General features: G+C 37.2%; 21 protein-coding genes and 2 pseudogenes. 8 read left to right on the top strand and 15 right to left on the bottom strand.

The window, feature by feature from the left end:
• Positions 1-2: 2 nt before the first annotated feature.
• From YN1551_RS12895 to YN1551_RS12855, 9 genes are all read right to left on the bottom strand, one after another.
• Positions 3-638 (bottom strand): CHAD domain-containing protein, encoded by a 636-nt coding sequence (locus tag YN1551_RS12895; protein WP_012712958.1) that lies wholly within the window; start codon positions 636-638, stop codon positions 3-5.
• Positions 619-1,245 (bottom strand): dTMP kinase, encoded by a 627-nt coding sequence (locus tag YN1551_RS12890; RefSeq protein WP_012718039.1) that lies wholly within the window; start codon positions 1,243-1,245, stop codon positions 619-621. Before YN1551_RS12890 ends, YN1551_RS12895 begins: the two co-directional genes overlap by 20 nt.
• Positions 1,220-1,861 (bottom strand): dTMP kinase, encoded by a 642-nt coding sequence (gene tmk, locus YN1551_RS12885; protein ID WP_012715546.1) that lies wholly within the window; start codon positions 1,859-1,861, stop codon positions 1,220-1,222. Before tmk ends, YN1551_RS12890 begins: the two co-directional genes overlap by 26 nt.
• Positions 1,858-3,114 carry a Ppx/GppA phosphatase family protein gene (locus YN1551_RS12880; protein ID WP_012715547.1) on the bottom strand — a complete coding sequence of 419 codons (1,257 nt, stop codon included), beginning with the start codon at positions 3,112-3,114 and terminating at the stop codon, positions 1,858-1,860. The genes tmk and YN1551_RS12880 overlap by 4 nt, the downstream gene beginning before the upstream one ends.
• On the bottom strand, positions 3,115-3,600 hold the full coding sequence (gene sixA / locus YN1551_RS12875) for a phosphohistidine phosphatase SixA (protein ID WP_012715548.1): 486 nt from the start codon (positions 3,598-3,600) through the stop codon (positions 3,115-3,117).
• Between the two features lie 944 nt (positions 3,601-4,544).
• Complete coding sequence (locus tag YN1551_RS12870; RefSeq protein ID WP_012715549.1) at positions 4,545-5,438, bottom strand: 3-methyl-2-oxobutanoate dehydrogenase subunit beta; 894 nt, start codon at positions 5,436-5,438, stop codon at positions 4,545-4,547.
• Positions 5,435-6,592 (bottom strand): transketolase C-terminal domain-containing protein, encoded by a 1,158-nt coding sequence (locus YN1551_RS12865; protein WP_012712963.1) that lies wholly within the window; start codon positions 6,590-6,592, stop codon positions 5,435-5,437. Before YN1551_RS12865 ends, YN1551_RS12870 begins: the two co-directional genes overlap by 4 nt.
• Positions 6,593-6,595: 3 nt before the next feature.
• Entirely contained in the window at positions 6,596-6,862 is a 267-nt protein-coding gene (locus YN1551_RS12860) for a 4Fe-4S binding protein (protein WP_048051969.1), read from the bottom strand.
• A complete protein-coding gene (locus YN1551_RS12855; protein ID WP_012712965.1) occupies positions 6,855-7,403 on the bottom strand; it encodes a 2-oxoacid:acceptor oxidoreductase family protein in 549 nt (182 codons plus the stop codon). Before YN1551_RS12855 ends, YN1551_RS12860 begins: the two co-directional genes overlap by 8 nt.
• A gap of 176 nt (positions 7,404-7,579) precedes the next feature.
• On the opposite strand from YN1551_RS12855, the gene YN1551_RS12850 reads away from it, so the two are divergent.
• Positions 7,580-7,756: a xanthine dehydrogenase family protein molybdopterin-binding subunit gene (locus tag YN1551_RS12850; RefSeq protein ID WP_012715550.1), complete on the top strand. Its 177-nt coding sequence runs from the start codon at positions 7,580-7,582 to the stop codon at positions 7,754-7,756.
• A 65-nt stretch (positions 7,757-7,821) separates the two neighbouring features.
• On the opposite strand, the pseudogene YN1551_RS12845 reads toward YN1551_RS12850, so the two are convergent.
• The 4 genes and pseudogenes from YN1551_RS12845 to fliD form a co-directional block, all read right to left on the bottom strand.
• Positions 7,822-9,043, bottom strand: a pseudogene (locus tag YN1551_RS12845) (IS256 family transposase).
• A gap of 25 nt (positions 9,044-9,068) precedes the next feature.
• Positions 9,069-9,464 carry a hypothetical protein gene (locus YN1551_RS17775; RefSeq protein WP_238527854.1) on the bottom strand — a complete coding sequence of 132 codons (396 nt, stop codon included), beginning with the start codon at positions 9,462-9,464 and terminating at the stop codon, positions 9,069-9,071.
• 55 nt (positions 9,465-9,519) lie between these two features.
• The gene (locus tag YN1551_RS17920; protein WP_016729666.1) at positions 9,520-9,648 is read right to left on the bottom strand and encodes a hypothetical protein; all 129 of its coding nucleotides are present in this window, start codon (positions 9,646-9,648) and stop codon (positions 9,520-9,522) included.
• 57 nt (positions 9,649-9,705) lie between these two features.
• The gene (gene fliD, locus YN1551_RS12825) at positions 9,706-10,167 is read right to left on the bottom strand and encodes a flagellar filament capping protein FliD (RefSeq protein ID WP_012715552.1); all 462 of its coding nucleotides are present in this window, start codon (positions 10,165-10,167) and stop codon (positions 9,706-9,708) included.
• Between fliD and YN1551_RS12820 the strand changes: the two genes are divergently transcribed.
• The 4 genes from YN1551_RS12820 (at position 10,151) to YN1551_RS12810 (ending at position 12,564) form a co-directional block, all read left to right on the top strand.
• Entirely contained in the window at positions 10,151-10,573 is a 423-nt protein-coding gene (locus YN1551_RS12820; protein WP_014511964.1) for a hypothetical protein, read from the top strand. The two genes, fliD and YN1551_RS12820, sit on opposite strands and share 17 nt — an antisense overlap.
• 176 nt (positions 10,574-10,749) lie before the next feature.
• The gene (locus YN1551_RS17770) at positions 10,750-10,890 is read left to right on the top strand and encodes a hypothetical protein (RefSeq protein ID WP_016732037.1); all 141 of its coding nucleotides are present in this window, start codon (positions 10,750-10,752) and stop codon (positions 10,888-10,890) included.
• Between the two features lie 20 nt (positions 10,891-10,910).
• Complete coding sequence (locus tag YN1551_RS17765) at positions 10,911-11,105, top strand: STK_08120 family protein (RefSeq protein ID WP_048052382.1); 195 nt, start codon at positions 10,911-10,913, stop codon at positions 11,103-11,105.
• Between the two features lie 103 nt (positions 11,106-11,208).
• Positions 11,209-12,564 (top strand): FAD-binding oxidoreductase, encoded by a 1,356-nt coding sequence (locus tag YN1551_RS12810; protein WP_012718038.1) that lies wholly within the window; start codon positions 11,209-11,211, stop codon positions 12,562-12,564.
• 151 nt (positions 12,565-12,715) lie between these two features.
• On the opposite strand, the gene YN1551_RS12805 is transcribed toward YN1551_RS12810, so the two are convergent.
• Positions 12,716-13,843 carry a hypothetical protein gene (locus tag YN1551_RS12805; protein ID WP_012718037.1) on the bottom strand — a complete coding sequence of 376 codons (1,128 nt, stop codon included), beginning with the start codon at positions 13,841-13,843 and terminating at the stop codon, positions 12,716-12,718.
• A 590-nt stretch (positions 13,844-14,433) separates the two neighbouring features.
• On the opposite strand from YN1551_RS12805, the pseudogene YN1551_RS12800 reads away from it, so the two are divergent.
• Positions 14,434-15,136, top strand: a pseudogene (locus tag YN1551_RS12800) (IS6 family transposase).
• A gap of 29 nt (positions 15,137-15,165) precedes the next feature.
• Here the strand turns inward: YN1551_RS12800 and YN1551_RS12795 are convergent.
• Positions 15,166-15,900, bottom strand: a complete 735-nt coding sequence (locus YN1551_RS12795; RefSeq protein ID WP_012715555.1) for an IS1-like element ISC796 family transposase — start codon at positions 15,898-15,900, stop codon at positions 15,166-15,168.
• 90 nt (positions 15,901-15,990) lie between these two features.
• On the opposite strand from YN1551_RS12795, the gene YN1551_RS12790 reads away from it, so the two are divergent.
• Positions 15,991-16,296, top strand: coding sequence for a hypothetical protein (locus YN1551_RS12790; protein ID WP_012718036.1), 306 nt, complete (start codon positions 15,991-15,993; stop codon positions 16,294-16,296).
• A 249-nt stretch (positions 16,297-16,545) separates the two neighbouring features.
• Entirely contained in the window at positions 16,546-18,069 is a 1,524-nt protein-coding gene (locus YN1551_RS12785) for a CoA-acylating methylmalonate-semialdehyde dehydrogenase (protein WP_012718035.1), read from the top strand.
• The last annotated feature ends 25 nt before the right edge of the window (positions 18,070-18,094 follow it).

Genomic DNA, 18,094 nt, shown 5'->3' with positions numbered 1-18,094 from the left:
TATTAATATCTATCTTTGAGTTTGAAATGATGAAACTCGTCTTGAGACGCTATGATCTTTAGTATTACCCTCTTAGCTTCTTCCTTGAACTGATTTACGTTTATATCTGCAGGAGTTACTCCTCTACATCTCATTTTTAGTATCTCATCTCTTATATCCCCCATTTTCTTGGCAAAAGCCTTAATTTCCGTGGTGTCGTAACCAAGAGCCTCAACTAGATTCCTAGTCACTCTTACGCTTTTCCTTAATTCATGAAAATCTGTCACGTCTTGTATTTGATGTAGAGAGGTGAGAATTCTATTATATATGACTAGTCTGGCACCATATATCTTATTATTGACAAAGCAAATTTTAAGTCCTCTAACTTCCTTTACAGCCCTAATGGCTAGTCTATTTCTTTCTTCATTAATTATTTCGCAGATATCCATGTCTCTGACCTTTCCTAATTTGCTAATTACCTCTTTCGCTAAGAATAGACACTCCACGTTTTCGTATACTGGATAAAGAGCATATAGTACATCGAAATACTTTCTCACCGCCACCCTAATATCGTGAATTTCCTCAACGCCAATACCATTTATTTGCAAGGCCTTTTTCAACTGTAGATTAAGGTAATTCTCAACTCGTGATACTGACAATTCTCCTCACTATCTCCTTTTGTACCTCATCGAATTCCTTGTCGGTGTATATCATGTTTTCCTTGGAGGAGATTGACATTAAAACTTCTTGAAACCTATTAATGTAATCTATGTATGCCTCAAATGTGTCCTCCTTTATACAGATGTCTATTCCAGTTTCTAATGGATCTAGATAACCTCTTTTCTTTATTATCCTTCTTACTATTTCGTCAGGAGTTGATATTAGCGGTAAGGAAACTGAAGGTTTTGGAAGAATTGAGAGGACATCATCTATCCATTCTTTCTCCAATCCCCTAGTTAAACCCCATGAAGTTAACGTGAGTGTATAACCGTCAGCTAAAGCTATAAATCCAGAATCTATTGATGGGTTAACGTAATTCTCAATTTGATCAGCCAAGTCTGTGACATAGGCTAAAAATAATGTCCTTCTCTCAAATAATATATTTCTCTTAACTTGCGTTATTCTTTCTCCTAATAATTTTGACTTCTGTAATCCAAATGTAATTACTCCGTATCCTTGTTTCTCCAAATACTTTTTTGTAGCTTCTAGATGAGATGTTTTACCAGATCCTTCAATTCCTTCAAAGGCTATTATCAATGTATTCACCCAAAATCTTTCTTATGTCCATCTGAACGTCTTTTAGTGGTCTATTTCCATCTATCGTTATGAAATTGCTTTCCTCTTTAGCTATTTTATCGTAAATCTCTACAACCATACCTTGATATTTTAAAAAGCCCTCTTCCAATGGAAGCTCACCTAATATATCAATTCCAGCTTCTTGTGGCTTTATCTTCCTCTTAGCCTTTTTAATTCTCTCCAAGGCGACTTCTGGTGTGACCCTTATGTAAAAGGTAAAATTAGGCTTTATCGCAAAGGAATACAGTTTCTTCACCCAATTAAAGTCCACGTTCCTAACCACATCTCTAGCGTAAGCAGTGTATATGTAGCGATCGCATATAACAACAAATCCACTTTTAAGCATTGGCAAAATGAACCTTTCATACCTATCTGAAAAATCAGTCGCATGAATAAGGCTAAAGGTTGTGGGTGTGAGCGTATTCTTCTTTTTAGCTTCTTTTATTATATCGTGGATCCAGTCAGATGAGTTCCACTCAGTTAGGTAAACGTCTCTTCTCATTTCAATCCAATCTTTGAGTAATACCGCATGACTAGACTTACCAGAACCATCTATACCCTCAAAAGCTATTAACAAACCTTTCATAATCTCACACCAGCGACGTACTTATCAATACTATTCTTCACTATATTTCCAAAACTTAATATTTCTTTTTTGGTAATATCCTCCTTTAGTAACTTAGCTTGTTTGTTCTTAACTTTCCCACCAGCAGCCTCACAAATCAAACCAACTAGTAACGCTTCATTTAGAGTAAAACCAGGTAAAACCGATTCCTTGATAAATCTATAACAAGCCCTAAATGGATTGAAGTATCCAACCATCTTGAAGATTAACGATAATAGAGCTGATGATGCGACATAGAAAGAATATTTGCTATCGACCTCACTTATAACTTCCTTAAAGATCTCAATAGGTGGAGGATCAATAGCATTAGAATACGATATTTCCTCCAACCAACTCATCTTATCTAAACTCTTACCTTCAGTCAGTACTCCCTCTCTCATACCGAATAGGGAGACAACTATATAACTTCCAGTGAAATACTTTACAAGTTCGTCAATAATAACTGATGCCGAATGTATAGTTAAAGCCCTTTCTTTACTTATTCCCGGAAGGGATTGTCTACTATCAATATCTAGAGAAGGTAAAAGGGAGGCGTATTTACTAATTTGTTTAGAAGAGAGCGAATAACCATGTATTGACTTAATTGGAAAAGAGGATAACTTAAGGTCAAGTTTAGCTAGTGCTCTAACGTTACCTCCAGAACCAACTATGAAATTTGCTTTTTTAATGTTCGTAGTAGAGAGCTCATCGGATACTTTTTTCCTAATTTCCCTTTCTGGAAGGTTAACTAGCTTCAACGCTCCAATTGGCAACTGATGTACTCTAATTATGTTTCCCGAACTAACTTCAGCTATTTCCAATGATCCTCCACCTAATTCAAAGAATACCCCTTCAGAAATTGGGAGCGTGTTTAGGATACCCAAGGCAGCATATCTCCCTTCCTCTTCCCCGGAAATCACTCTGACTTCATTTTCTATTATTTTACTTAGTCTATATCTAACTTCGTTACCATTGGACGCATATCGAAATGCACTAGTTGCAACTATTTTAACTTCATTGACATTTACACCGTTTAATATCCTTTTAAAAATCATAAAAGCCCTCTCTGCCTTCGCCACCTTTTCCTCAGAGATAATGTCTCCTTCCTTTAATCCTTCTCCTATTCTAACATATGATTTAGAGGAACCAATCATCCTGAACGTTCCATTACGAAAAACCTGGTAAATTACCATTCTAAAGGAATTGTAGCCGCAATCTATAACTGCTGAGATCATCTAAATCAGCTTTAGAACTTTCTGGCTGAGGAGAGTTTTCAAAACTCCTCTCCCTTCCTTCAGATCATAATCTACAATTACAACTCCACCTTTCTTAATCTCAACGTTACCTCCACTTATTGCCTTTACGAAATTTGACAGATACGGTTCATGGCCTACGACGAGAATAGTTGAGTTATCAGCGAAATCCTTAAGCTTTTCAAGAAATAGAGAGGGTTCCTTATCTGGAGTTAAGTCATCCAAAGTCTCTACTTTTTTCTCGCTATCATTATCGTATAGTTCTTCTAATATAACTTCAGCAGATTGATATGCTCTTAAGTATGGGCTGGAAATTATTCGATCTACATTAAATCCCAATTCCTCCAAGAAATTCGAAACTCTCCTCATTTGCTTTACTCCCTTTTTCACTAGTCTTCTATCCTTATCGTCTTTACCATCAACTTGCGGTTCAGCGTCTCCGTGCCTCACCAAGATTAAAGTTATCATGTTCTATAATAACGTCTCATAATATTTAAGCATTTTTGTATAGTAGATATTCAAAATCTCAATTCTCCTTATCATATATGGTCATGGCACTTTCTACGTTCGAGTTGGGAAAAATCAAATGGATTTATAGGTAAATAATTCTAAATGTTTAAGTTATCATAACGATTTAGAAAGACTGAGGATTTTCTTCAAATGACTGGAAATACTAATAATATGGAAATCCTTCTAGACTATAATTTAAGTGGAAGAGTAAGTCGAATAAAACATAGGAAGTAATCATTTAGGTAAGAGTTGGAGGTTTATGAACAAAGCTTTATTCTTCTACTAAAGATATTTAACTGTAGTCTCACCAGTTACTGTTGTGGGTACAGTTGATATTCGATCTTTATCTAAAGGAAACTATAGAAGAGCTTATAGGAAGGGAGAATGAGGTTAAATATTGTATTTCATAAATTCTCTCTAAAAATTGGATAATAATTAGTGGTCAAAGAGAGATTGGAAAACATCATTCATGAAAGTTTGTTACAAATGAGATAGGGAAAAGGAGAAAAATACCCGGTATTTACGTTAATTTACAAGGAATAAGGAGTCTAAATTCACTTCTATCGATTTTAGTCTCAGAAATCAACAAAGAGAGAATTTCGTAAGGTTTAAAGTTAACATTAACTTCCTTGTAACTTCGGCGGGAATTGAAATTAGAGGAGGTAGAAGAAGAGTTGTAAATAGTTTAATAGAAACTCCTAACTCTTCAGATGAGATAGTTATTGCATTCGATGAGGTGCAAGAGTTATCCTTTGCATCTAAGCAGTTTTTAGATATTTTGGGGAACGTTTACGCTAGTTAATTTTAACTTTGTCTCAAAAGTGGATGGCGAGTATAAGATTGTTGATCCAATATTGAATGAGATTGATTCAGTTAGTGTTAAAAGAAAAAGAAAAAATATTTTACTTCTTAACTAGTTTTTTAATTTCCTGCCACATCTCATCGATTTCCTCTTGTATACCCTTTATTTCCTCTTCAGTGAGCTGTTTAAATCTTCCTTGCAATTTTAAATACTCCGCTACTGGTTTCCTATTCTTCTTGTCAAGTAGTGTCTTACTTACACTAGTCAATCTAAACTCACCATTTTCTATTTCAAAGAGTGGCCAAACTCCAGTCTCAACTGCAAGTTTCGCAGTGTCAATAGTCAATTTAGAGTCGAAACGCCATCCGGGCGGACATGGGGATAATAAGTGTAAATATCTAAATCCACGAATTTGCTTAGCTTTCCTCACCTTGGCTTCATAATCGTATATGTAAGCAATTGAAGCAGTAGCTACATATGGTACTTTATGTTCTGCAATTATGAATGGTAAGGGTTTCTTATATTCCCTCTTACCTTCTGGAGTTGTCGTTGTCCATGCGCCTTTTGGCGTCAAGCTTGAACGTTGAATTCCAGTATTCATATACGCTTCGTTATCATAACATACGTAAAGGATATCCTCATTTCTCTCTGCAGCACCGCTTAATGATGCAAATCCTATATCTCCAGTAGAACCATCACCAGCCCATACGGTTACTATTACATCCTTATCTCCCCTAGTCCTTAAAGCTCTAACAATGCCGGAAGCTATAGCTGCGGGAGCACCAAATGCACTATGTATCACTGGGACAGTTGAAGGCATTCCACTTGTATCTCCCATTATTATTGTGGTACATGAGGCTGGAACGACTAGAACGGTTTTATTTCCTAAAACCTCTAGGAGTACATCTAACTCTTTAGGTATTGGGCAACCCGGACAAGCAGCATTACCTCTATAGAACTTGGGTATCCTCTTAGGTGTAACTAAACTACTCACAACAACCACCTCTCCTCTTCCAAATTATCGTTGATTAGGTCTTCAATCACCTTTTGGAAGTGACGTGGCCTAACGTCCTTTCCACCAATACCTGCTATTACGCTGTAAACTGGTACTCTATAGCCATAAAGTGTAGCTTTTATCTCATTTGCTAAAATCCCCCCAGAACCATACGAATAAGCTCTATCGAGAACTATTACACCTTTCATTGACCTTAAGTATTCCTCTATTTTCTCCTTTGGGAATGGTCTAAATACCCTGATTTTGAGCAATCCAGCCTCAACCCCAGCATCCCTTAGTCTATCCACAGCAACCTTACAGTCACCACTCCACGCTCCCATGGTAACGAAAACGTATTTGGCATCTTCACATTTATAACACTCAACTAAACCGTTTTGTTTCCTTCCACTTATCCTCTCGTATTCATTCATTACTTCCTCAATAACCCCTTTAGCTCTTTCCATGGCCTTCATAGCCTCATACCTATACTTGATGTAATCCTCTGGAGTTGCGATTGGTCCAACACCAATAGGATCAGAGAAGTCAATTAGGTTAAATTGTCTAGGCGGTAAAAAGTTGTCAACCTCACCATCCTCTAATACCTCAATCCTTTCCATTGTGTGAGTTAATATGAAGCCATCAAATCCCATCATGACTGGTAAGATTACTCTCTCATCTTCTGAAATTCTAAACGCTTGTATTGTCATATCGTAAGCCTCTTGAACGTTTTCTGCCATCATTTGAATCCAAATTGCATCTCTCTTACTTAGGAAATCTTGATGATCATCCCAAATACTCCAAGGCTCTGCAATTGCCCTAGTTGCAACTGCAGCAACCATAGGGACTCTTTGACCTCCAGCCCAATATATCATCTCAGTCATGTATAGTAGTCCTTGAGAAGACGTTGCAGTGAAAACTCTAGCACCAGCCAATGCAGCACCATAAATTGAAGCCAACGCAGAATGCTCACTTTCCACCTTTATTAACTCAGCATTTAATTCCTCAGAAGCTATGTATTCGGAAATTTTCTCTAGCATTGTAGTTTGAGGAGTTATTGGGAACACCGCTAAAACTTGAGGTTTAGATTGCTTAACAGCATAAGCAACTGCGTGATTACCAACTAAAGCTAAAGTTTTCCTCTTTAAAACTTGCATAATTCACTTCACCTCCCTAACCATATCTATTGCCTTAGGTGGGCAAACTTGTGCACAAACACCACAACCTTTACAATAATCATAATCAATTTGAGGATAGAGGTTCTCTAGGAGATCAATAGTATTTTCTGGGCAATAAATTACGCAAAGTCTACACTTAGTACACTTATTGTAATCAATTACTGGTTTCTCAACTCTCCATAATCCAGTTTTTCCCGCAGATCCTATCCTTGGCCTAGCTACTGGTACTCCCATGGGGACTTTAATCAACACTTTTCACCCCCTTGTATCCCATTTCAACCGCTTCCGCATTGAGTTCCCCTATCTTTCCCGGGAATTCTTCCTTTACAGCCTCTTCCAACGAGTGTAAGGAAGGTTGCCCCAAGATTTTCACTAAAGCTCCTATCATCGCGGTATTAACAACAGCCCATCCAGCTACGACTAGCCCTAATTCTTTAGCAATACTTGTAGCGTCAACAATATACTCACTTTTCCAAATTCTATTAGGCGTATTTGTGTTTAGTAGTAAGAAACCGTTTTCTTTGAGTCCCTCTGTAACGTTAATTATTTGAATGAGTGACGTATCAAATATTGCAACACCGTCTGGATTGTAAACTTCTCTATGTAAAAGTATCGGCTTATCTGACAGCCTTAGAAATGATACGACTGGAGCTCCTCTCCTTTCCCCACCGAAAAAGGGTATGGATTGGGCGTATTTATCCTCTAAAACCATGGCCTTTGTAACAAGTTCCCCAGCAGTAACTATCCCTTGCCCTCCCCTTCCCCTTAAAGCTAATTCAATAAGAGTCATTTTATCACAATAATAATATTCGACTCGTAGGAAAAAAAGTTGTCCTAAAACGAAATATAATAAAGATATTTAACGCGGTTGAACCAGATTATTTTTATATACAGATTAAAATATGATATTTCTCTACTGCGAAATATGTGACAAGATTTTATTAGTTAGTTTACGTAATAACTTTTATGATACAAGAACATTTACCTCTTATAACGGTAAAAGAAAGTTATATTGATGACATTAGTCCGAAAAATGTAGTTTATCTTAGTGTGGTTAGGTCTCCAATAGCTAGGGGTATAATAAAGAACATATCTAAACCGAGTCTGGGACAAATTAGTCTAATGGGTTCTAAATTTATATAGCGTTTCAAGATTTTTAATCTGGGGCTACTGAGTATAGTTGTGTAAGAAAATATGTAAGCAGAAGGTTAAAAGTCTTCATCAAGACTCACCTGGAACCTTGAAGCGTGGAGTTGTTTGAGATGATATGAGTAATGCCTTATCACCGACATGGGCCTGAACTTCCAACGCGAATTACTTTCATGGATCGAAACGTAGAGGTAGACCTCCAAGGAGCGAAGAGAGGGAAAGTAACCTCCGAGCTCCTCCTCAAACCTAGCCAGGGTCGAGTTGAAACTCTCCGACGTGTTATTAGTGTAGAGGTAGTGTCTAATCTCCCTGGGGAAGTTGAGAAAGGAACAATACTTGTCAGCAGCGTCAAGAAGCCTCTTGGCTCGGGCTAGAGAAAAGGGTTGGACAAGTTGGCTAAGGGACAATATAGCCTTCCTTCCCTCCTCCACCTTCCTGGAGGACTTTAGATCCCTAACTCTAATCATTAGTTCCTCCTTGTCCGGGAGGACCCTCATGAGGTTCCTAACCATGTGTGTTATACAGAGCTGGTGTTGAGAGGAGGGAAAGAGCGTGGACACGACGCGATCGAGTCCAGAGAAGTCATCGCTCACGATTACGTCAACCCTGCTGACTCCCCTGCTTACGAGTCCGCTCAAGAAGGACTTCCAACCGTCAAGGTCCTCCCTATCCCTAACTTCGTAGTCCAAGACGAACTTATTCCCTTCTAAGTCAACTCCTATGGCAATGTAAATGGCTCTCTCCATGATCGACTCGCTGATTCTGACCTTTACGATCTTCACATGGATGTAAAGGGCTAGGAGATCGTGAGGTAGTTCGCGGTTCTTGTATTCCTTGAGTTTGTTGGATATTCTCTCGGCAACCCGATCCATTACGATCTCACTATACGGTATTCCCTTGGCTGCTAACACGGCCTTGACTTGGAGTCATGCCTGATAGGCTGCTGGAGGAAGTCCTCGTAATCTGGGCTGGTCCTTTCTCTGGAAGGATCTTGGGTCTGAAGCCACCCTTTCTGGTTCTCGGTACTCTGAGTCTTAATACTCCGTCTCCGGTTCCCAGATATCTGAAGTAGGTCCCGTTCTTGTGGTCGTCCTCAACTTCCAAGTAGGCTTCCCTCTCTTCCATCATGGCCTCTTGCAAGATTATCTCCTCTATTTTCCTTAGGCTAACTCCTTCTTTGATTGCCTTTCTTATCTTTTCTCTTATTTCTTCCATTACCTTCATGGTATTACTCTCCCTTATGGTATTACTCCTTCCGGGGTTATTTTTACTTTTTGTCATTATTTTTCACCTTTTGCTACCACAACTATAACTGGTAGCCCCAGTTACTGCCTAAGTCAAAGATGAAGAAGGAGTACACGAAGTCCTTCCCTTCCTTCATCTCTTCCCTAGACTTCTCCCTTTCACTTCTGTAATGCTTGGTCACTACTAGGGAATAGCTTGTCCCGTCTATGACCGCGTCCACCTTAAGGCCACCAACGGTCTTTGAGAGCAGGTTGTAGAGAATGGCGAAGACGTCAGGGTCGAAGTATAGTCTCTCTACTGTCTTGTAGCTTATCTCCTCCTTCGTTAGGTTCAGTAGTGATGCCAGTTCTGCGGTTTCCCTGTTGGATAACCCTAGGTATTCCTTGATTATCAGTATGTACGCCTTCTCTTGTGGGGTTAACTTGCTCTTCCTCCCTTGTTCTTCCTTGATCTTCACGAACTTCCCTGCTTCATCTATGTCCTGCCTTAACTCTTGACCGAACCTCCTTAATCTAGCTAACCTCTTCGCTCTCCTCAGTGTTCTCCATCTTACTGAGCCTACTTTCCTTGTACAGCTTGATCAAGTCCTCTATTGACTCCTTGAAGTCGTCGAAGTCCTTCTGAGTTAACTTCTTATTCATGTGTTCATAATACAAAATAAGAGGTATCTAAAGTTTTTGTCCCAGAGTCGCTTAAAGTTAGTTTTTAGGTAATAATCTAGGATTTACTTCCATTATTTTTATTAAATTGTCCAAAGTTTTCAACTTCTCTTTCACTTCCACCTCTTTCTTGTCTAATTCCTTTTGCAATTCGTCTAATTTCTTTTCTAACTCATCGAGGTTTTTGTTACATTTTTCTTCAACTTCTTTAAGTTTCTCGTTACACTCGTCGAAATCCTTAAGGTGTTTCAGTGTTGCATAAATGAGAGAGGCTACCATAATTCTCTCATCTTCTGTTAATTGCTCACCAGCCACAAACTTATCTAATGCATCGGCAAGTTGTTTTATCCATTCTTCAAGCATTATAATCAAAGTAGTAGAGGATTTATATTTATTTTTTGCATTCCTTATTAAAACCGTCAATTTCCCTTCTGTTGTGCGTATGAGAAAGCTTAAATTAGTTTGCAATGAGAAGATTAATTTGATGCCTTCGTTCGGCATTATGACAGATATTGTAACTGAAAAGCTTAAGGAAGAACTAAGGAAGAAGTTAGGAAGGGAAATTCCCAACGTTTTAGTTGAGTTTGTTAATTACCTCCCTCCTCAAGTATTGGCATATGTGAGAGCTAACGATTACACAATATATGTAAACTACGAGCAGTATATGAGAGCTAAGAGAATGGGATATGAATACGAGTATTTGTACGTTATACTACTGCACGAATACTTACACGTGGTTGGGATTGCCGATGAAAGGGAGGTAAGAAGGATAGATTTAGAAATGGTGAGGGATAAGTTTGGTGAAAATAGCACAGCGTATAAGATAGCCTTAAATTTGGCTGATCCTAGAGATATATATTTAAACGAGTCTCAAAGGTTGGGTGGAAAGCCAAACACCTTCATGTAAAAAAGCATTTCTTTTATTATTTAATACATTTTATTTAAGTATAGTCACTTATCTAAATTGAGAACAAAATGTTTATATAGAAAAGAAAGATTTCCTCTTGTGGAATAGAAAGTAGAAATTTATGGTAATGATTATGACGAGAAGCTTCCTATAATATTTGCTGACCCAACTTCTTAATGCCAACTTTATTTGGGGCGTTAAACATTGACGTTAAAGGAAGTGATTTCACTGCAGAGGTCCCTTTATCAACACTATTTAGAAAAGCCACAGTAATAATATATGGTAAAGTATTTACATCTTTAAATTCTATAACTTAAGTTATCAATATTGCGGGGTTATGGTCCAGCTAAGGCTGGGAAAAATAAAAATCCAGTTAGAAAAAGGTAAGGTAGTCATGGATAAAGACTTTAATATTTCACTTTGTTTTTTAAATGCCAAACTGATCAAATCTAGAATAAACGATTTTAGGAGTAAGGCAAGTGAGTTAATAAGGCTTGAAAGGATAAAGAGGAAAAATTTAACTTCCCCATAAAAACTTTTTAATTTTAAGGAATAAATTTGAGCATTATATAAGGGACAAAGCTATTCATTTGCCCATAAAAATCCTTTTATTAACTCACGTATAATTGTTTATTATGGATTTCACCGAATTGAAAGATATCGAGCAAAAGGTAGAGGAAAGGGAGGATTTTTCCGGAGAGAAAGTAAGACCATTAGCCGTATTCTTCCCCAAGGATGAGGATGAAGTCGTTAGGATCGTTAGATTTGCTAAGAAAAATAGATTACCCATAATACCATGGGGTCAAGGAACTAGTTTAACCGGAGCTGTTTCGTGCGATAAAAACTGTATATTAGTAGACCTATCTAAAATGAATAAAATTTTAGAGATAAACGATATTGATTGGTACGTAAGAGTCCAACCAGGGATTAAATTAATAGACCTCTTCGAGGAACTAGAGAAAAAAGGCTTTATGTTACCTCCAGATCCAGCAAGCTTCTTTTTATGCTCAGTTGGTGGTGCCGTAGCTGAATCCTCTGGAGGGATGAAGGGTGTAAGGCATGGTTCATTCAGGGAATGGGTATTATCTTTACGTGTTGTTTTACCAAATGGGGAGGTAATTAAGGTCGGAGAACCATTGAGGAAGAATAGGGCCGGATATGATTTGGTTCATTTATTCGTTGGAAGTGAGGGAACTTTAGGTATCGTAACGGAAATCTGGTTGAGGATAATACCAATTCCAAAGAGAAAGATGGTTATGATAGCTGCAATGTTAAAGGATTTTGAATCCGCTGGAGAAGTTATAGTAGGCTTGAGGAAGAATAAGATATTGCCAGAGCTGTCAGAGTACGTTGATGCTGATGTAGTCAAAGCGTTAAATAAACACTTGACTGCAAACCTCAAGGAAACAGAGGGAGGGATGTTATTAATTTCAATAGAGGAAGATAGTGTAGATGATGTGTTGAAAGTATTAGAGGGAAAGGCAGTTGATATTAAGATTACTGAAGGCGAAGAGGCAGAGAAATTGTATTCAGTGAGATCACAAGCTGCAATAGCAGTGAAAGCTGAATCAAAAAAAGTATTTTACGCTGAAGATATAGTAGTACCAGTTTCTAAACTGCCAGAAGCTATAAGGAGACTCAGAGAAATAGGTGAGAAGTATAATACTAAATTCTACGTTATCTCGCACATAGGTGATGGTAATCTTCATCCAAACATAATAATTGAGGATAAGGTAGCAAGAGAAAAGGCATTTGAGGAAATAGCTAGAATGGCGATTGAGCTTGGGGGTTCTGTTAGTGGTGAACATGGTATTGGTGTGCAGAAGGCTAAGTTAATGGCTGAACAAATAGTTAAACATAATGGTGTCAGTGTATTGGATTTAATGTATCAGATAAAGAAGTTAATTGATCCAGATGATATAATGAACCCTGACAAGTATGTCGAATTGGCATATAAGTATTTAACTTCTGGGGATAGAAGTACTATTTAATCCTTACCCAAAAACTGAAAGGAGAGATTTCTTCGATAGGGAAAACGAAATAGAGAAATTTAAAGAGTTAAGGACACCATTAATGTTAGTATTAGGGCTTAGAAGGACAGATAAGTCTTCTCTAATAAAGATAGCCTTGAATCAGTTGAAATTACCTTACAAATAATTGTTTATACTCATAACCATTGACTTTGTAGACATATATTATAGTCATAAGGAGATGTGTTAATAGTACTATAGGATCTTCCAATTTTGTAGACAAGTCATAGAGTTCTTTTAGCTTATTGAGACCTCTGTCCTCTCTTCTGATAGGTTTATTAGGTAACTTTATTCCATACCAACCTAAAGTTTCGATTTCTTTCTTAATATAGTCCAAATCTACCCCTTCTTCCTCCATTCTATCATGTAAATCCATTACACTCTTAATAAAGCTTTTTGGCTTATTGACTGAATTAAGGATGAATGGCAAATAGTTAATAACCTCACTTAGCGATAACTTTGAAGTCCTTAATGCCCAGTGGGAGTATCTTAATGCTCTAGTTAAATACGCTGTGTTTTTAAACTTTAGGGGATCGCTGATCGTTAATGCGGTTTTTGTCTTTAAGGTTAATTTACCGCAAGTTTTCTCCACAATAGGTAATATAAAGTGTTCTCTGCTTTCATATAGCTGTAGTATCCTAACCTCGTAGGGATCTATAGCAATTTCACCGAACCTTATTCCTAGTCTGGGTCGATTCTTGGTAAAGAAAACGAAAGGATCATAGAGACCTATCTCACCTTCAAAGGGTTTAATAGTTACATAAACCTTTAGTCCCATATATTCAGCCTCAAATTCTTTATCTTGAATTGAATTGAACTTCTTCATTAGACTAAGTAAATCGTATGTCTTAAAGGTCCAAAGTACTGGGAATTTTAAATTCTCATCTTCTTTAATCTCTCCGACGTTTTCTTCAAACTTTTTTAACAGCTCTTTTTTATCGATTTTGATCTTACTGATCTCGTCGAGTAAACCCTTTAGTTTGCCGTTATTAAAATAGTCATCAAATACCTTGTGTACTAGGTAGGAAAAATAGAAAATATCGTCTTTACCTTTTAACTCCTCTAGTTCCTTTACTTCATCTCGGTATTTCTCATATAGAGATTTTAAGGGTTCGATAGTATGTGTCTTAGAAAGCGTTTCTGCTGCTATCATTAGATTATCGAAAAATTTTTGAACGTTCTTAACGTTTATTTCTCCGTCAACAATCATGTTAAAAATAGCTACTGCCATATTATACATTCAATTTTGTAATATTTTATACTTTATTACAGCGTAAAGTGTACTGAGACTTCTACAGACTGTTTGTAGCCTTCCACAAGAGATGTTGTTCTACTTGAGCAAAACTGAAAAATTATTATAATTATAATATTTTATTTTTTCATTGTGAACTATATTCAATTATGAAGAATGATATAATATATATTAATATGATAAATATCTAAGCCATCTTATACGTAAATTATATATTATTATAATAAATAAATACTTATATAAGTTAAATTAATAAACACTATATTTATTTTTATTTTTCCGCATTATAAATGACTTTTAAATCTCCGAAAATTTGGAGAGAATATAGATATACGCTATGTACTATATTGAGAGAAAGTCATTGTATCATGGGACATCTTTATTTACTATAAATTTTGAATAAAATCATATCAAAGTAGGATTTGCAGCTTATTAATGAAACTCTCATTAATGGGAGTGTGGACAACAATTTTGTTAATCTAAAATGAATTATTTGAATTGTTTGCGCTTTATTAATAGAACGTTGATGATAATACCTTTTTAGGGTGAGCACGGGAGGTATTACTTAGGGTGAGATTATGGGAACTAGGTGGAAGGTTCCCGTGCTCACCCAAGTGATACTAATATTAATGGAGTATATTAACCTTAGCCCGAGGTTTTACTCTAGGGAGACCGTAGCCTCTGCCTTGGCTAACTACGTTTCTGGATTATCCTCCTGGAGGGCCGTGTTACCCCACTCTACTCTGCTTTACTATCATAGGAGGTTGAGTTACGTGAGGTACGCTGTGCCATTGAGCGGGGTTTACGTGATTGACGAGACTAAGGCTAACTAATGGCCAGTACTATTACGTGTGGATTGTTAGGGACGTCAAAACCAAGGGAATACCTTTCTTCATGGTTACTAGCGTTAGGAGCGGGGTACATGTCTTAGTAGTTCTGGCAAATATGAAGAGGGCTGAGGAAGTAGCAAGGAGAATATTTAAAGTGAGGGTGGATAAGGTAATTTACTTGCACGATGGGGCAACTGCATACAACGCCTTCTCATGGTTAAACGTGGAACACGAGAAGGTAACGTTCAACGAGAGGGATTATGCAGAACAAGGGTTCAGAAGCTTAAAACATAGGCTTGCATCAATGGACTTCCACTTTCCTTGGAATTCTAACAAGTTTATAATAACTAGGTGGTTATCAACATTCTTCCTAATATATAACATCCTTTACACCCCAACGTACTTGTTAGATAAGAAGGTGATAATAAATGTAAATATTTCAAATGAATGAAATTGTTGTCCACACTGATAGTGTCGTCGTTAAGCTACAAATTCTGGGATTAACCTTCTCTCCCATAAGACTAGGGCTATGGAGTACATCATGGTGCGAATGCTCCTATTTACTGCCTTCGTTGCTCTCTTGAATCTAATTAGCCTATCCCTTAATGAGGAATGAAAGGACTCGTTCGGGTTAACTGGCGAGACAACCGTGTGGTCTTTCAACCAGAAGTACAAGTTATAATCATCGCTCACCCATCTACCCTCGTCAGGCAAATACTTTTTGACCTCAAGGAAAGTACTCTCATCCCTATCCCCCACAGAGTAAATGAGGTAAACTCCCAGCTTCGTGTACACGTAACAAGTGAAAACCCACTTGTAAAAAGCCCTAGCATTCTTGTACAAGTAAGTCCACATCTCATCAACAACCTTAGCAACAACCTTACCCTTGACCAGCTCCTTAGCCCTACCCCACAACTCAACCAACTTCTCATGCTTTTTCCTACCATAACGCTTAATCCAAGTGAAAACAGTACCAAGAGGTACGTTAAGCACCCTAGAAATAGCCCTCATACTCATACCATTAGCATACATTCTCAAAGCCTCCTCCCTCAACTTCCTAGAATGATGATGATAACTAGCATCACCCAAGAAGTACTTACCACAATCCCTACACAAAAACTTCTGCCTACCCAAAGGCCTACCACACTTAACAACATGATGACTACCACAAGAGGGACAAGAAACGTCTTGCCTAAATACAGGCTTCCTACCCATAAGTAATACTCGTTATACAAATATAAATAACTTAACGACGACACTACCTCCACACTCTACACTAAAAAGGAAAGATACTTAAACGTTGCTTTGGAGAGTTTTTATAAGTCTGAAGGTGACGTAAAGGTTAAAATTGGAACCTATTTCATGAGTTTATTAGATAAACCAGATATTCTATTTAATATAATAAATGAAATTCTCTCGGAAGGTGGACTCATATTTTATTCAGATAAAATCGCCGAGACCTTGGGAATAGCTTACGCCAATATTAAGGACGATAGAATTCTAGAGCTTATGAACAATGCCCCATTCTACCACTATGTATTAGATTTCATCTTGAATATGACAGGGCAATCACTATCTAAAAGGCTTAAAATATCTTTATCCTTCTGGTAATCTTGTAATATGATAAACTAGTGATTTATGGTAAAAATTCAAATTTATTCCAATGGCTACTGTTAATTATCTTTTATAGTTCTCATTACAAACACTTTATTGAATTCTTTATTTAATCACAATGGTATTTACTATAGATTGGAGAGTTTGAAAAGAAATACATAACAAGGTCAAGGATTTAGAATTATCTTTTATTTTTTGCTTAAAGAGAAGTCACTATACATAATCTTTTCATTATCTGTTTGAAACATGTTTGAAAGAGATATATTAACGACTCATCATTTTGAATTACCTATGGGTAGGGTATTGGAAGAGGTAAAGGAGAATTATGGAAGGCTGAAGCTATATATAAACGGTGAGCTTGTAGATTCTAAAACTGATACAATAGGTAAGGCATATAATCCAGCTAAAGATGAAGTTATTGCTGAAGTCCCATTCTCAGCTAAAGATGAAGTTAGAGAGGCTATACAATCAGCTCAAGAGGCATTTGAGAAGTGGAGAGAAGTCCCAATAACTACTAGAATACAATACCTCTTCGCGCTTAAGAATAAGTTAGAGGAGTATTCAGAAACAATAGCTAGGATAATAGTTCAAAACCACGGAAAGACCATCCAAGAGGCCAGAGGGGATATGAGGAGAACTATAGAAAACGTTGAGGCTGCAATAAGTGTTGCTTACACTTTATATAAGGGTGAACATCTAGATCAAGTATCTCAAGATATTGATGAAACCGTTGTTAGGGAACCTTTAGGAGTTTTTGGAATTATAACTCCATTCAATTTCCCAACAATGGTTCCCTTCTGGTACTTACCATTTGCAATAGTTTTAGGAAATACGGTGGTTATTAAGCCTTCTGAAATAACTCCAGTACCAATGGATTTTATTATTAAAATTTTTGACGAGGTCAAGTTACCTAGAGGTGTTGTAAATGTCGTTCACGGTGCTAAGGATGTAGTTGACGAGTTCCTTACGAATAAATTAATCCAAGGTGTAACATTCGTAGGTTCGACGAGAGTAGGAAAGTACATTTATGAAAATGCAGGGAAGAGCGGTAAGAAGGCCATTGTTCAAGCAGGAGCTAAGAACTTTGTCGTAGTAATGCCAGATGCTGATTTAAATAAGACAATACCCTCTGTTATCTCAGCGTTCTTTGGCAATGCAGGGCAAAGATGTTTAGCAGCTGCTAATTTAGTAGCAGTAGGTAATATTTATGACGATGTTAAGAGGAAGTTCATAGAGGCTTCAAAACAATTAAAGATAGGTTACGGTTTGGATGAAAGTGTAGACATGGGCCCAGTTGTTACAAAAGAAGCTAAAAAGAGGATAATAGGATATATAGATAAGGGTATAGAAGAAGGAGCAAAACTATTGTTAGATGGTAGGGAAGCAAAAGTACTTGACTATCCCAATGGATATTTTCTGGGTCCAACTATATTTGATGAAGTGACACCGGAAATGACGATAGCAAGGGAGGAGATATTTGGACCAGTAGCGTCAATAATTCATCTAAGAAGTTTAGATGAGGCAATAGATATTATAAACAAGAGCAATTATGGTAATGCGTCATCAATATTTACCACAAGTGGTTATTATGCTAGAAAGTTCAGGCGTGAGGTCAACGCCGGAAATATAGGCATTAATATAGGTGTAGCTGCGCCAATGGCGTTCTTTCCATTTGGAGGCAGAAAGGAATCCTTCTTTGGCGTACTGCATGGGCAAATAGATAGCGTAGATTTCTTCACAGATAAAAAGGTAGTAATAACAAGATGGTAAAATTAATTTTTACCCTTCTTCTTTT

The organism is Sulfolobus islandicus Y.N.15.51 (assembly GCF_000022485.1).
Lineage (GTDB): Archaea > Thermoproteota > Thermoprotei_A > Sulfolobales > Sulfolobaceae > Saccharolobus > Saccharolobus islandicus.
This window is presented reverse-complemented; position numbering and strand designations above follow the sequence as displayed.